Raw genomic sequence first — 13,667 nt, 5'->3', positions numbered from 1 at the left:
CAGTCGGCTTTCAGGAAGCCCGTTCCATCAGCCTGCGGGCCTTCTCTTCCAGATCCAGCCGCGTATCCTGATTGGCCCTGGTGCGGGCCAGTGCGGTAATCCCCTGCACGAAATCGAACACGCTCTCGGGCTTGCGCCCTTCCTCATGCAGCACGGTTTCGATGATCTTCGCCGTCTCTGGCTTCGAGAACCCGCGACGACGCAGGAAACTTTCGCGGTCCTCATCGGTTCTGGCCACCAGCGCCTTGCGCGAAGCCTGAATGCCGGAGACGAACGAGGCCGGGCTGGCCGTGGCGAAATTCCGTAGCGCTGGTGTCGCCTGATGCACGAAACGGGATGCTGCAAACTTGCTATGCCGGATCGTGATCTGTTCGAAATTTTCCACGCCCCAGAGCATGCGGTTTTGACACACTCCGCGCAGGTAAAAGGACGCAATGCCGAGGCTCTTGCTGCCGACTTCTGAATTCCATGCATAGAAACCCCGGAAATAGAGATCGGGCTCACCATTGGGCAGGCGTCCCGCCTCAATCGGGTGTGTATCGTCGACGAGAAACAGGAACACATCGCGATCCGATGCGTAGAGCGTCGTGGTTTCCTTCGTAATGTCCACATAGGGGTTATGGGTCATGGTGGCCCAGTCGATCACACCGGGCACCTTCCAGTTGGTATCACCTGTGCCGTCACCAGCAATTTTCCGCACCGCGCCGACCAGTTCATGGTCCCAGATGCGGCCGTAATCGGGACCGGTCACGGCCCGTAGCTCGACGCGGCTGTCCTCGGTTTCCAGCGTTTTGACCAGTTCGGCGCGGTGCGACAGCAGTCCGTGCTGCAGGTTGATCGCCGCCAGCGGAGCCGGAAGATTGCGCAGATAGGACGATGGCGCGCCGACCAGGCTGCACATCTGGCCGAACGACCAGTGCGTGGGCGCGATCGGCTCATTCTGCCCCGGCAAGGTCAGGGTCAGGCGCTCGGCATTGTCGCGCGAGGCCTCGACGCGAATGCCGCGGCTTTCCACCGTGCGAGCCGTGGCGCGCTCGGCACGGGCAAGTGTGGCCGCGTGCAGATCGGACAGGGACAGGTAACGCTCGTCATCGGGACGGGAAAACCATTCGGATGATACGCGGGCGCTACGCTCCCCGCGCGAAGGATCAACGCGGAAGCCGCCGGACGCTGCACCACGGGACGCAGGAGGCAGGATGGTAGTCGTGGTCATGGAAAACTCTCCTCTGATGCCGGTTATTCGGCACAGAAGGCGAAGCCCCCCTCTTCCTCTGATCACCACTTCCCACGCGGGATCCCATCCGACCACGGAGACACCCTGCCCCTCGTTCCGCAACACGGCGAGGCCGCAGCCTCGCCGAAATCACGACGGCAACGGGGGGTAAACTGCCTGTCCGTTTTCTGGCTGACTTACACAGGAAACGGCCGAAACATGGCCCTTATAACGACGCGCCATTATTGAAGTGTGCGTTGAAAAACGGTATGGCGATCACGCGTCGATGCACGTCGCTGACTGAACATTTCATTATGCTGCCTGCCCAATGACGACCCCTCCCAGCGCGCTGATACCGACTACCACCAGGGGTGGCGCCCGCCAGACGGTCAGCAGGACGAAACCGACCAGCACGATCCCGAAATCCGCCGCCGACCTGACCGCGCTCGTCCAGACCGGTGTATAGAGCGCCGCCCCCAGCAGGCCCACGACCGCTGCGTTGACGCCGCGCATCGTCGCCTGAACGGCCCGCTGGCTGCGGAAGGTGTCCCAGAAGGGCAAAGCTCCGATCAGGACCAGGATGCCCGGCAGAAAGATGCCGAAAAGACCGAAAGCGGCACCGGCAACACCGTGGGGAGATTGCCCGACGACCGCGCCGAGATAGGCCGCGAACGTGAAAAGCGGCCCCGGAACCGCCTGTGCCGCGCCATAACCGGCGAGAAAGGTGTCGTCGCTGACCCAGCCCGATGTCACGAAAGCCTCGTGCAGCAAGGGCAGCACGACATGACCGCCACCGAACACGAGCGCGCCTGACCGGTAGAAGGCGTCGAACAGGGAAACGCCCTCTGGTGCGCCATGGCGGGCGAGAACGGGCAGACCGAAGAGCAACGCCAGAAAGAGAGCCAGTGCGACGATCCCTGCACGATGCGATACGGGCACTGTAATATGCTCGCCATCTGACGTCTGCACAGAGCGGCAAAGCCACAAGCCGGCGAGGCCCCCGAGAACGATGGCCGCGATCTGGGCAAGCGGTGAGATGGCGAACAGAACGATGAGCGCGGCCGTGACCGCGATCGAAGCTCGCGTCCGGTCCGGACACAGCGTGCGCGCCATGCCCCATACGGCCTGTGCGACGATGGCGACGGCGACGAGTTTCAGTCCATGCAGAAGGCCTGCACCAGTCGGGCCGGCAAGCGCGTTCGCGCCATAGGCGAAGAGGACCAGTATAAGTGCCGAAGGCAGGGTGAACCCCGCCCACGCCGCAAAACCGCCTGCATAACCGGCCCGCATCAGGCCAATGGAAAATCCCACCTGGCTGCTCGCGGGACCGGGCAGGAACTGACACAGCCCGACGAGATCGGCATAGGCGCGCTCATTGAGCCACCGGCGTCGGACGACGAATTCGTCCCGGAAATACCCGATATGCGCGATCGGCCCGCCGAAGCAGGTGACGCCCAGCCTGAGAAAGATGAGGAGCACCTCAAGAGCCGACCCCGGTCTTTCTGGTCCCACGCCACGCGGCACGATCGTCATTGGGTCGATACTTTCTTATTTTCCCGTTCGACAGGAGACAATTCCCATGAACCGGCATTCATGTGGAGCTGCTGATGACAACAAAAAAATCATCACTTCTGGCTTGTTGGCGACCCAGCATCACGGTGTGCCCAGTCATACAATCAGACAGGATACTGACCGCCTCACTGACGGAGCAAGAAACACTGCGGCAACATGCGCCCGAGAACTTTGTCCTTCAGGACGAACTGATGAAAAAGCGCCGCCGCGCCATGGCCTGTCGCAAGACCCATAATCAACCAGGCGTTCCAGTAATGTAGCGTCTGAAACCACGTCACGGTTTCCGCCGGGAACCGCGCGAACGGGGATGGAATCAGGAGGCCGAAAAAACTCATCGTCTGCCCGGCACCCCATCGCCAGAGATAGCCCAGCAAGATTTCCGCCAGAAGCAGCACATAGAGCGTGTACTCTGCTCCAAGGGCGAATACCCGGTCCACAGGCACGAGAAGGTCCGACAGATGCCGGCCTTTCGTCAGACGCCAGACAATGCGGAACACCATAATTGCGGTCAGCAGGATGCCGGCTGTCAGATGCGCGACCACCATCAGATGATGGACGGGTTTTGTTGGCCAGTTCCAGGTTTCGCCAAGAGCAAACTGAAGCAGCACCAGAAAGGCCGTCATCCAGTGAAGGATGATCGTCGGCCTGTCGTAACGCAGCAGGCTATCTGTGATGTCCGGCGTTGAATAAGGCATATACGTCTCGGCAAAAAAGAACCCTGAATCCACTTCCGTATCATGCTTACCTGACAGGATTCTGAACAGAACAGATTTTCCTAAAACATAAACAATATTGAAAATAACTCGCAATATCAGAATGAAATATCTGTTGTCGCGGCAAATGATGCATCTTAACCTTTATTTGTATTCACCAGAAGCAGCAGGTCATCTTATGTCGCGTCTCCATCCTTTGGCCGAACGTCATGCCGTCGAGAAACTGGGATGGCTGCGTGCGGCTGTTCTCGGCGCCAATGACGGAACGCTGTCGACCGGCAGCCTCATCGTCGGCGTTGCCAGTTCTCATGCGACACGCGGCAGCATTCTCGTCGCGGGACTGTCCGCGCTTGTCGCGGGCGCCCTGTCCATGGCGGCGGGCGAGTATGTCTCGGTCAGTTCCCAGGCCGATTCCGAACACGCCGACATCGCCCGCGAGAAACAGGAACTGGTCACGGACTGGGAGGGCGAAGTCACCGAACTGGCCGGGATTTATCAGAAGAGAGGGCTGGATAAAGACCTCTCGCGCAAGGTCGCCGTTGCCCTCATGAAGCATGATGCGCTCGGTGCCCATGCAAGGGATGAACTGGGTCTGTCCGAAGCCACGGCGGCACGACCCATACAGGCGGCATTCGCCTCGGCAACCGCCTTTTCATCCGGAGCACTACTGCCTGTGCTGGCGGCGGTTCTGACGCCCGTGGCGTGGGTGTCCTGGGGCGTGTCCCTGACGTCCGTCGTGGTTCTCGCTGTTCTGGGGGTCGTTGGCGCGATTGCCGGCGGCGCAGCGCCTCTGCGCCCAGCACTGCGTGTGACGTTCTGGGGTATTGTGGCAATGATCGTCACGGGCGGGATCGGCCGCCTGTTCGGCGTGTGACGCCGCGTTCCAAGCTCTGAACGAGGCATGTCCTGGGTGGTCTTGACTTCATCCCATATATCCGTGATCGTCGATTTATGGATACAGAATCCGCACTCTCGGCCCTCAACGCCCTGTCCCAGTCCACGCGGCTGGAGATCTTCCGCCTGCTGGTGCGCCACGAACCGGACGGGCTGCCCGCCGGGGACGTCGCGCGGCACCTCGATGTCCCGCAGAACACCATATCGGCCCATCTCGCTACCCTGACGCGGGCTGGCCTGCTGACCTTGCAGCGCCACAGCCGGCTGATCGTCTATCGTGCTTGTCTTCCGCGCCTGCGCGACCTGATGCTTTTCCTCGTCAGGGACTGCTGTGCGGGCAGCCCCGAACTCTGCGCGCCCCTGATCGCGAACCTGTCCTCCTGCTGCCCGAGCCCGGAATCCTGTCCATGACCATCACGATCTACCACCACCCGGCCTGCGGCACGTCGCGCAACGTGCTGGCACTGATCCGCAACAGCGGCGAGGAGCCCAGGATCATCGAATATCTGAAAACGCCACCCAGCCGCGCGGAACTGGTCGATCTGATCGCCCGTATGGGGGTTCCGGTGCGCGCGATCCTGCGGGAAAAGGGCACGCCCTTTCACGAACTCGGCCTCGACAACCCGGCCCTGAGCGATGATACGCTGATCGACGCCATGATCGCACACCCGATCCTGATCAACCGGCCCATCGTTGTCACACCGCTTGGCGTGAAACTCTGCCGTCCCTCCGAGGTGGTTCTGGACATTCTACCCACGCCACAGAAGGGTGCTTTCGCCAAGGAGGACGGCGAGAAGATCGTGGATGAGGCCGGGAAACGGATCGTCTGATGCTGGCCCTTGCCATTTTCATTGCAACGCTGGTCTTCGTCATCTGGCAGCCACGGGGTCTCGGCATCGGCTGGAGTGCGATGGCCGGTGCCGCCGTGGCACTGGCGACCGATGTCATCCACTGGCACGATATTCCTGTCGTCTGGCACATCGTCTGGGACGCCACCTTCACCTTTGTCGCGCTGATCATCATCTCGCTGCTTCTGGATGGGGCCGGGTTCTTCCATTGGGCGGCCCTGCATGTGGTGCGCTGGGGCAAAGGGCGAGGCCGGACGTTGTTTCCCCTGATCGTGCTGCTGGGAGCGGCCATAGCCGCGGTTTTCGCCAATGACGGCGCGGCCCTGCTGCTCACGCCCATCGTCATTGCCATCCTCACACAACTCCGTCTGAACCATGGCGCGGCGCTGGCCTTCATCATCGCGACCGGCTTTGTCGCGGATACCACCAGCCTGCCGCTGGTGATTTCCAATCTGGTGAACATCGTCAGCGCCAATTTCTTTGGCATTCCCTTCGACCGCTACGCCGCGATCATGGTCCCGGTCGATCTGGCAGCACTTGGCGCGACACTTGCCGTGCTGTGGCTCTATTACCGGCGGCAGGTGCCCCAGACCTATCCCGTCTCTGAACTGCCAGCACCTGTCACGGCTATTCGTGACCACCTTGTGTTCCGCGCGGCTTTTCCGCTGCTGGCCCTGGTTCTGGCGGCTTATTTCCTGACCGCCCCGTTCCATATCCCGGTTTGTATCGTGGCCTGCCTGGCTGCCAGTACCCTGCTGGCCGTTGCTGGATATGGAAGGGTCATTCCCATCCGCCGGGTGCTCCGGGGCGCGCCGTGGCAGATCGTGATCTTCTCGCTGGGGATGTATCTGGTGGTGTATGGCCTGCGCAATGCCGGGCTGACCGACTACCTTGCGACCGCACTGGTCTGGCTTGGCCATCAGGGTCCGTTCATCGCCACGCTTGGCACCGGCTTTCTGGCGGCGGTCCTGTCGTCGGTTATGAACAACATGCCCAGCGTTCTGGTCGGCGCGCTGGCGATCCAGCAGGCCCATGACATCACGCCCCTGACCCGCGACCTGATGGTTTACGCCAACGTCATTGGCTGTGACCTCGGGCCGAAATTTACGCCGATCGGTAGTCTCGCAACACTGCTGTGGCTGCATGTGCTGGCATCCAAAAACCATCGGGTCACTTGGGGGCAATACATGACGGTGGGTCTGGTGATCACGCCACCCGTCCTGCTAGCGACACTTGCCGCACTGGCCTTGTGGCTGCCCCTGATCAGCCATCCCTGACAAGACCGAAGGATCTGACGGAACGATGTCCAAGCCGGAAATGCCTGCCCTGCACCCGGAGTATCTCGAACAGGTCGATCTCACACGATTGGAACCGCAACCACGGGTTGACCACCCACCACGCATCCTGCTGCTGTATGGCTCGCTGCGTCCTCGGTCCTTCAGCCGCCTGCTGGTGCTGGAGGCCGAACGCATCCTGAAGATACTGGGGGCCGAGACACGGGTGTTCGACCCGACTGGCCTGCCGGTTGCGGATTCCGTGCCCACCACCCACCCGAAGGTGCAGGAGTTACGGGAACTGTCGATCTGGTCGGAAGGCCAGGTCTGGTGCAGCCCCGAACGCCACGGCACCATCACCGCCGTGTTCAAGAACCAGATCGACTGGCTTCCCCTCACGGAAGGTTCGATCCGACCCACACAGGGCCGCACGCTGGCTGTCATGCAGGTTTCGGGCGGCTCGCAGAGCTTCAATTCCGTCAACGCCCTGCGGGTGCTGGGCCGATGGATGCGGATGTTCACCATCCCCAATCAGTCCAGCGTGCCGATGGCCTATACCCAGTTCGGTGACGATGATCGGATGAAACCGTCTCCCCTTTATGACCGGATGGTGGATATCATGGAGGAACTGATGAAGTTCACCTGGCTGCTGCGGGACCGGGCCGACTACCTTGTCGATCGCTACAGCGAGCGCAGATCAGAACACCGCCTGCCTGAAAAGCTGTGAGCCGGGAAATGGCGGAACAGTTCGATGTCGTGATCGTGGGCGGTGGTCAGGCAGCACTCGCCGCCTCTTATTTCCTGCGCCGGACCGGGCTGACCTATGTCATTCTGGACAACGGCGCACAGGCGGGAGGGGCGTGGGTGCATGGCTGGGACTCCCTGCATCTGTTCTCGCCGGCGTCCTACAGTTCGCTGCCCGGCTGGCCGATGCCAGACACACCGGATGGCAGCTATCCGACCCGTGACGAGGTGCTGGACTACCTGCGCCGGTACGAGGCGCGCTACACCCCGCCGATCCGCCGTCCTGTAACGGTCGGGCGCGTGGAACGGGCCGGTGGGAAATTCCTGAATATCCGCACAAACGCGGGCGATTTTCTGAGCCGCGCCGTCATCGGTGCGACCGGCACATGGTCGGCCCCGTTCATTCCTGATGTCGCGGGGCATGAATTCTTTGGCGGGACGCAGATCCATTCCGGCCACTATCAGAGCGCCGCACCTTTTGCCGGTCGGCGCGTGCTCGTGGTCGGTGGCGGTAATTCCGGGGCGCAGATCCTGGCGGAAGTGTCACTGCTCGCGAACGCAACGTGGGTGACGCTGCATGACCCGGTATTCCTGCCCGACGATGTGGACGGACGGGTTCTGTTCGAACGGGCGACCGCACGTGTTTTGGGCAACGCCGGCGCCATGCCGACAGGAGGCTTTGGCGATATCGTCATGGTGCCACCCGTACGGGCCGCCCGGGAACGGGGAGTCCTCAAAGCGGTGCGCCCGTTCGTGCGCATGACGGCTACGGGCGTCGTCTGGCCCGGCGGACAGGAAGAAGCCATTGACGCGATCATCTGGTGTACAGGCTTCCGTCCCGCGCTCTCTGCATTTGCACCACTCGACGTGATCGAGCCGGACGGGCTGATCCACGTGAACGGGCAGCAGGCTGTCAGGGAGCCACGCCTGTGGCTGCTGGGGTATGGCTCCTGGTGCGGTCCCGCATCCGCAACCCTCCTGGGGGCGGGCCGTGTCGCGAGATCCATGGTCCGGCAACTGGCGGGCTGGCTTGCGTCGCCGACACAGGATGTCCGCTTACCAAAACCTTGAGCGACTCTCTTTACGACCGACATGTAGGCGTAAGCCGACATTACGACGACGGAGACTGAGCTGAGATGAGCTCCACGTCACAAATCCAGATTGGCAACTCGCACCAGTCTGGTTCATTGTTTACCCGATGCGGCCATTCCATTCACCCAACGACGGCGACCTCCCCCTGTCGCATGCCCTCATACTGAAGGCCGCGCTGCTGACGATCGGCTATATCGAGGAACACGGCCCGATCGGCCTCACGCCCAGCAAGGCGCTGAAACGCTATTTTGTCGCATGAGCCGCCGAGGCATTTGACTGGCCCGGCTATACGGTTGAAGACCTCTATGCCGTCAATAAAGTCCTCAATGAACATGATTTCCCGCCGCTGGTGATCCTGCATGAGGTTCTGCTCAGTGCGAAGCTCGCAAGGCATTTCAAGGGAACCCTGCGGCTGACCGACCTGGCGAGAAAGCTCAAATCGGAGCCAGCCCGGCTCTGGATGCTGTTGACGACTCATCTTCTCTTTGTCATCGACCACAGTCCATACACCCGAAGCGAAGAGCCACTGCTCGGCAACTGGGACATCTTTCTCAACGTCATTAATATCGAAGCTCAGGTTGCCGTCACCGAAGAGCGGCTGTGTTCGGTTCTCTACGGGGGCGAGGAAGATGATATCCGTCGCCGGGATTTCAAGCTGACCGCCAGTCTTTACGTCCATGTCCTGCGACCGCTGTGCTGGGCAGGACTGCTCAACGAGCACCGAACAGGCTCCGGCTTCAGCAGACCGGATTTCTATACCAAAACGCCTTTATGGCCAGTAGCCCTCAGCCTTGAAACGGACCGTCACCTGCAACCGGTGACCCATCACTAACGACTGCCGGCTTCCACTCCGGCGCGATATCGCTCCAATACAAAAGGCGGCTCCCGGAGACCGGAAGCCGCCCATGATATTCATCGACAGATCTCACTCGGCTGCGACCGCATCATGACTATCGGTCATACGCGCCGCCCCTTCTTCCCTTTCAGTTCGCTCCGGCACGTTCGCCGTCCGCAGAGCCTCGGGCAGCCAGCCGGCGCCCTCAAGCAGCCTTTCGGCCGCCTGCGCCATGTCGTTCTTTTTCAGATGTGCAATACGCTCGGCTGCCTCACTTCCCCGCGCCTCGCGCACGGCTTCGAGAATACGGGCCTTGGTGACGCGGCCCAGATAGTTCTCCACCGTCGGCTGCCAGCCCGCTTCGACCAGATCAAGCGTAAGCGCAGTGGCGAGGCGGTCGGCTCGCGCCAGCCGTTCCCTGACGCTGCGTGCCAGAGACGGGCCATGGGACGATTCATGCAACGCGTTGATCCCGAAAGACAGGCAATGCGCCAGCAGGGCCAGACGGCTGGTGTCATCCAGTCCGTCGATCCAGCGCCACAACGCGTCCTCATCCTCCGGCAGATCGTGCTTCCAACCTTCGTTGCGCTGGCGCAGCGCATGAGCCGGCAGGCTGCCCGGCATGTCGGGGGAATGCACCGGCAGGGAGATTTCCCGAACATAGGCTTCCAGGCAGTCCGCGCCCGAGACCTGCCAGTACAGGTCGCGCATCAGCGTGTGGAGCAGTTCCGTCAGCGCGATATGCGGATTGCCGGCAAACGCATCGCGCAGGGCCAGCGTGCGCCAGGCCGTCAGTTCGGTCAGCAGGCGGTCGGAAAGCGGCTTGAGTCCGTCTTCTTCTTCGGGCTCGGTATCGAAGGTATCTTCCATCCCAATTCCTTCGACATCGTCACCCGTGCCGTGATGAACGACCGTGTCATCATATCCCTCGGACTCATCGTGACCATCCTCGGGCTCCACCGGCATATCCTCGGGCAGAACGAAGCCCCGTTCGACCAGCAACGTGCCGTCGGTATCGAGACTGACAAAGACGCCGGCTCGCTGCATGTCCACCGGATCGAAGGACACAGGGCGTTCTTCCAGCGCCTCAATGGCCTGCTCGATCTCGCCCAGGCGGATATCAACGTCTTCGGGGAATTCATCGGCCTGCGCGTATTCCGCCTCGATCGTTTCCTGCTCGCTGTGCAGCGCGGTCAGGCGGGCGGCTTCTTCTTCCAAGAGCACCACTGGCACACCGTCGATCTCCGCTAAGTGCCGTGTGTGCCCCCAGGGGAAGGATAGCGCCGTCTCGACCCATTTCCAGCCTTCGGCACGGACCTGTTCGGCCGCCTCCTGCAGCTTTTCCATCACCAACTGATCGAGCAGGGTCGGATCCTGCAGCCAGCCGCCGTCGTCTGCCTCGAACAGGTCACGCATGACGGGACCGCCGGCGGCAAGATAGACGTCCAGCCCGACAAAGCGCACCCGGCGATCTGACGCCCGCACGGTTTTCTCCGTCAGCATGCGGCGGATCAGATAGGGTTCGCGATTGTGGCTCTGGGCAATAATCTCCCAGACCTGTTCCTGACGGGTGTGGTCATCGCTGATCGAAAAGGCCATGAGCTGGTCGAGCTTCATGCCATCCTGCTCGTAGATCTCGCGCAGTTTGTCGGACACGGTCATCAGGCGCAGACGCTGTTTGACCACGGTGGGCACGACGAAGAACGCGGCCGCGATTTCTTCCTCGGACATGCCCTTCTCCAGCATGTCACGGAAAGCCCGAAACTGGTCCAGCGGATGCAGGGCCACGCGCTGGACGTTTTCGGCCAGGGAATCATCCTCGGCGAGAATGGCCGATCCTGCCTCACGCACGACACAAGGCACCGGGGCGGTTTTCGCCAGTTTCTTCTGCTTCACCAACAGTTCGAGGGCGCGGAACCGGCGCCCTCCAGCAGGCACCTCGTAGGCACCGGTTTCCGCCCCCTCACCATTCAGGACGGGACGGACGTTCAGGCTCTGCAGCAGGCCGCGGCGTTCGATGTCGCGGGCCAGTTCCTCGATCGACAGACCGGACTTCACACGCCGCACATTGGACTGCGACAGCACCAGCTTGTTGAAAGGAATATCACGGGACGCATTGAGGGCGATTTTCTGGATGGCGCTCGCCATGGCAGGACACTCCGTAACGGACGGGCGGAAGCCTCTCTCCCACCCCTGAATCCGTCACGAAAAACCCCACGTCCCTCTTCCTCTCTCCCGGCCCCACGAGAGGTCAAACCGCATCCACGGAATGGCACGGACACGACTTTACGGAAGCTACATCTGCTCCAGTCGATCTGCGAGTCGACACGCGTCACGATAAAATACGACCATTATAGTCGTTCAATCACTGATTTGTGATAGTGCCGACCATGATAGCCGCGAATGTTCGCGCGTATCCCCAAGCCCTCTCTGCACGGCGCATCTCCCTGTTTCCACGTATTTTTCTGTTCACGCCTATCCCGTCCGACCTCCACAGTGCTGTCAGAACCACTCACAGGTCCATGCAGAAAGGACGGGAAGATGGCACGCCAACGCGATACGATAGCGGGCAAGGTGCGGCTCGTTCTCGACGCCCCGGAGGCCAACGTGACACCATTACGCAATGGAGCCGATCCTCGGCTGGTCAGTCTGGTCCGGCTTCTGGCCCGTCAGGCCGCACGGGATTTCGTCAACGCTGAAGTGGAGGCCGCGAGGCGACGCGATCTCCAGGATTAAGGAGATGGGATTGTGAAAGTCGCGCTCTACGCCCGCTACTCATCCGACAACCAGCGCGATGCGTCGATCGAGGATCAGTTGCGCCTCTGCCGGCTTCATGCGGAGAAACAGGGCTGGACGATCATCGACAGCTACACCGACCGTGCCATCTCCGGTGCTTCCCTGCTCCGCCCAGGTATTCAGGAACTGATCCAGGACGCTACGCGCGGCCGCTTCACGATCATCGTGGCCGAAGCCATGGACCGGCTGTCGCGCGACCAGGAAGATATCGCCGGCCTGTTCAAACGGATGACGTTCGCTGGCGTGCGGATCATCACCCTCTCCGAGGGCGACGTTACCCACCTGCATATCGGCCTCAAGGGCACCATGAATGCCCTGTTCCTCAAGGATCTGGCCGAGAAGGTTCGGCGGGGGCTGCGCGGGCGTATTGAGGACGGCAAGTCCGGCGGCGGCAATTCCTATGGCTATGATGTCGTGCGCCAGTTCGATGCGAAAGGCGAGCGCATCCGGGGCGACCGGACCATCAACGAGGAGGAGGCCCGCACAGTCAGACGGATCTTCACCGATTACACACGGGGAAAGTCGTCCCGCACGATCGCCATGGAATTGAACCGGGACGGCGTTCCGGGTCCGCAGGGACGTGATTGGGGACCGTCCACCATTCACGGCAATCGGGAACGCGGCACCGGTATCCTCAACAACGAGATGTATGTCGGGCGCCTGGTCTGGAACCGGCTGCGTTATCTGAAGGATCCGGATAGCGGCAAGCGCGTCTCACGCCTCAATCCTGAATCCGAATGGGTGATCCAGGAGGTGCCGGAATTACGGATCGTCGAACAGGATCTGTGGGATGCCGTAAAGGCCCGCCAGGCCGAAACGACGTTCAGCCAGCCGGCACGGGGAAACGAGGCCCTCAGCGCGCAACGGCGTCCCCGCCATCTCTTTGCCGGGCTGATCCGCTGCGGCTGCTGTGGTGGTGGTTACAGCATGATCTCAAAAGATCTGCTCGGCTGCTCGACAGCACGCAACAAGGGCACCTGCGACAATCGGCTCAACATCCGTCGCGACGCCCTCGAAGCATCAGTGCTGAGCGGGCTGCGCACGCATCTGATGGAACCGGACCTGTTCAAGGAGTTCTGCAACGAGTTCACCCGCGAGGTGAACCGACTGCGCATGGAACTGGGTGCCGATCTCGCAGCAATGCGGAATGAAATTCCCCGCATCGACAGAGAACTGGATAAGCTTCTGAATCTTATCCTTGCCTCAGATGACATTGAGGCATCCAAGCGGGTCATGAAAAAAATGACGACGCTCGAAGCCCGCAAGGAGGAACTGGAACAGAAAGTCGCCAATACCGAGGAGCCGCCTCCCCTTCTCCATCCGAACATGGCGGAGATCTACCAGCAGCGGATCACGTCTCTTTATGAGAGCCTTCAGGCCGAAGAGACGAAGACCGAGGCTGCCGAGCGCCTGCGCACACTGGTCTCGCAGATCACGCTCCAGCCGACCGACGGCGAACTGACGATCATCCTGCGCGGCGACCTAGCGGCGATCCTGCAGTTCGCGGCGCACAAGAAAAACGCCACGGTCCATCCGGACAGTGGCGTTCTCGATGCGTTCGTATCGCAAGTATCGTTGGTTGCGGGGATAGGATTTGAACCTATGACCTTCAGGTTATGAGCCTGACGAGCTACCGGGCTGCTCCACCCCGCGGTGGTTTATGTGATGTGTTGATTGATGTGGATT

The 13,667-nt window shown here is 61.3% G+C and carries 12 protein-coding genes, 1 tRNA gene and 1 pseudogene; 9 read left to right on the top strand and 5 right to left on the bottom strand.

The window, feature by feature from the left end; genetic code table 11:
• Nucleotides 1–10 precede the first annotated feature (10 nt).
• The 3 genes from GVI59_RS15450 to GVI59_RS15440 all read right to left on the bottom strand — a co-directional run bounded on the left by GVI59_RS15450 (nt 11) and on the right by GVI59_RS15440 (nt 3,480).
• Entirely contained in the window at nt 11–1,213 is a 1,203-nt protein-coding gene (locus GVI59_RS15450; RefSeq protein WP_173575029.1) for a DUF932 domain-containing protein, read from the bottom strand.
• A 312-nt stretch (nt 1,214–1,525) separates the two neighbouring features.
• Nucleotides 1,526–2,746 carry a chromate efflux transporter gene (chrA, locus tag GVI59_RS15445; protein WP_003618732.1) on the bottom strand — a complete coding sequence of 407 codons (1,221 nt, stop codon included), beginning with the start codon at nt 2,744–2,746 and terminating at the stop codon, nt 1,526–1,528.
• A 164-nt stretch (nt 2,747–2,910) separates the two neighbouring features.
• The gene (locus tag GVI59_RS15440) at nt 2,911–3,480 is read right to left on the bottom strand and encodes a cytochrome b (RefSeq protein ID WP_040511740.1); all 570 of its coding nucleotides are present in this window, start codon (nt 3,478–3,480) and stop codon (nt 2,911–2,913) included.
• A 196-nt stretch (nt 3,481–3,676) separates the two neighbouring features.
• Between GVI59_RS15440 and GVI59_RS15435 the strand changes: the two genes are divergently transcribed.
• From GVI59_RS15435 to GVI59_RS15405, 7 genes and pseudogenes are all read left to right on the top strand, one after another.
• Nucleotides 3,677–4,372 (top strand): VIT1/CCC1 transporter family protein, encoded by a 696-nt coding sequence (locus tag GVI59_RS15435; protein WP_035379753.1) that lies wholly within the window; start codon nt 3,677–3,679, stop codon nt 4,370–4,372.
• A 77-nt stretch (nt 4,373–4,449) separates the two neighbouring features.
• Nucleotides 4,450–4,803: an ArsR/SmtB family transcription factor gene (locus GVI59_RS15430; RefSeq protein WP_173575028.1), complete on the top strand. Its 354-nt coding sequence runs from the start codon at nt 4,450–4,452 to the stop codon at nt 4,801–4,803.
• Nucleotides 4,800–5,222 carry an arsenate reductase (glutaredoxin) gene (gene arsC, locus GVI59_RS15425; protein WP_173575027.1) on the top strand — a complete coding sequence of 141 codons (423 nt, stop codon included), beginning with the start codon at nt 4,800–4,802 and terminating at the stop codon, nt 5,220–5,222. Before GVI59_RS15430 ends, arsC begins: the two co-directional genes overlap by 4 nt.
• On the top strand, nt 5,222–6,517 hold the full coding sequence (locus tag GVI59_RS15420; RefSeq protein ID WP_277876415.1) for an arsenic transporter: 1,296 nt from the start codon (nt 5,222–5,224) through the stop codon (nt 6,515–6,517). The genes arsC and GVI59_RS15420 overlap by 1 nt, the downstream gene beginning before the upstream one ends.
• Before the next feature lie 25 nt (nt 6,518–6,542).
• Complete coding sequence (arsH, locus tag GVI59_RS15415; RefSeq protein WP_173575026.1) at nt 6,543–7,241, top strand: arsenical resistance protein ArsH; 699 nt, start codon at nt 6,543–6,545, stop codon at nt 7,239–7,241.
• 8 nt (nt 7,242–7,249) lie between these two features.
• Nucleotides 7,250–8,329 (top strand): ArsO family NAD(P)H-dependent flavin-containing monooxygenase, encoded by a 1,080-nt coding sequence (locus GVI59_RS15410; protein ID WP_173575025.1) that lies wholly within the window; start codon nt 7,250–7,252, stop codon nt 8,327–8,329.
• A 127-nt stretch (nt 8,330–8,456) separates the two neighbouring features.
• Nucleotides 8,457–9,182 (top strand): annotated as a pseudogene (locus GVI59_RS15405) (hypothetical protein).
• A gap of 93 nt (nt 9,183–9,275) precedes the next feature.
• Here GVI59_RS15405 and GVI59_RS15400 read toward each other — a convergent pair.
• Nucleotides 9,276–11,333, bottom strand: coding sequence for a ParB/RepB/Spo0J family partition protein (locus tag GVI59_RS15400; protein WP_048846583.1), 2,058 nt, complete (start codon nt 11,331–11,333; stop codon nt 9,276–9,278).
• A gap of 393 nt (nt 11,334–11,726) precedes the next feature.
• On the opposite strand from GVI59_RS15400, the gene GVI59_RS15395 reads away from it, so the two are divergent.
• Complete coding sequence (locus GVI59_RS15395) at nt 11,727–11,921, top strand: hypothetical protein (RefSeq protein WP_048846582.1); 195 nt, start codon at nt 11,727–11,729, stop codon at nt 11,919–11,921.
• A 12-nt stretch (nt 11,922–11,933) separates the two neighbouring features.
• Nucleotides 11,934–13,601: a recombinase family protein gene (locus GVI59_RS15390; RefSeq protein WP_048846579.1), complete on the top strand. Its 1,668-nt coding sequence runs from the start codon at nt 11,934–11,936 to the stop codon at nt 13,599–13,601.
• On the opposite strand, the gene GVI59_RS15385 is transcribed toward GVI59_RS15390, so the two are convergent.
• Nucleotides 13,558–13,634, bottom strand: a tRNA-Met gene (locus GVI59_RS15385). The two genes, GVI59_RS15390 and GVI59_RS15385, sit on opposite strands and share 44 nt — an antisense overlap.
• Nucleotides 13,635–13,667: the final 33 nt, after the last annotated feature.

Source organism: Acetobacter sicerae (genome assembly GCF_011516765.1).
In the GTDB taxonomy this organism is placed as follows: Bacteria; Pseudomonadota; Alphaproteobacteria; order Acetobacterales; family Acetobacteraceae; genus Acetobacter; species Acetobacter sicerae.
Note: the sequence above shows the minus strand (reverse complement) of the source record. Positions and strands in the feature narration are given on the sequence as shown.

What these genes read in the sequence shown, in the direction of transcription:
- GVI59_RS15450 (WP_173575029.1), bottom strand. Translation starts at nt 1,213, where the DNA reads ATGACCACGACTACCATCCTGCCTCCTGCGTCCCGTGGTGCAGCGTCC.
- chrA (WP_003618732.1), bottom strand. Translation starts at nt 2,746, where the DNA reads ATGACGATCGTGCCGCGTGGCGTGGGACCAGAAAGACCGGGGTCGGCT.
- GVI59_RS15440 (WP_040511740.1), bottom strand. Translation starts at nt 3,480, where the DNA reads ATGCCTTATTCAACGCCGGACATCACAGATAGCCTGCTGCGTTACGAC.
- GVI59_RS15435 (WP_035379753.1), top strand. Translation starts at nt 3,677, where the DNA reads ATGTCGCGTCTCCATCCTTTGGCCGAACGTCATGCCGTCGAGAAACTG.
- GVI59_RS15430 (WP_173575028.1), top strand. Translation starts at nt 4,450, where the DNA reads ATGGATACAGAATCCGCACTCTCGGCCCTCAACGCCCTGTCCCAGTCC.
- arsC (WP_173575027.1), top strand. Translation starts at nt 4,800, where the DNA reads ATGACCATCACGATCTACCACCACCCGGCCTGCGGCACGTCGCGCAAC.
- GVI59_RS15420 (WP_277876415.1), top strand. Translation starts at nt 5,222, where the DNA reads ATGCTGGCCCTTGCCATTTTCATTGCAACGCTGGTCTTCGTCATCTGG.
- arsH (WP_173575026.1), top strand. Translation starts at nt 6,543, where the DNA reads ATGTCCAAGCCGGAAATGCCTGCCCTGCACCCGGAGTATCTCGAACAG.
- GVI59_RS15410 (WP_173575025.1), top strand. Translation starts at nt 7,250, where the DNA reads ATGGCGGAACAGTTCGATGTCGTGATCGTGGGCGGTGGTCAGGCAGCA.
- GVI59_RS15400 (WP_048846583.1), bottom strand. Translation starts at nt 11,333, where the DNA reads ATGGCGAGCGCCATCCAGAAAATCGCCCTCAATGCGTCCCGTGATATT.
- GVI59_RS15395 (WP_048846582.1), top strand. Translation starts at nt 11,727, where the DNA reads ATGGCACGCCAACGCGATACGATAGCGGGCAAGGTGCGGCTCGTTCTC.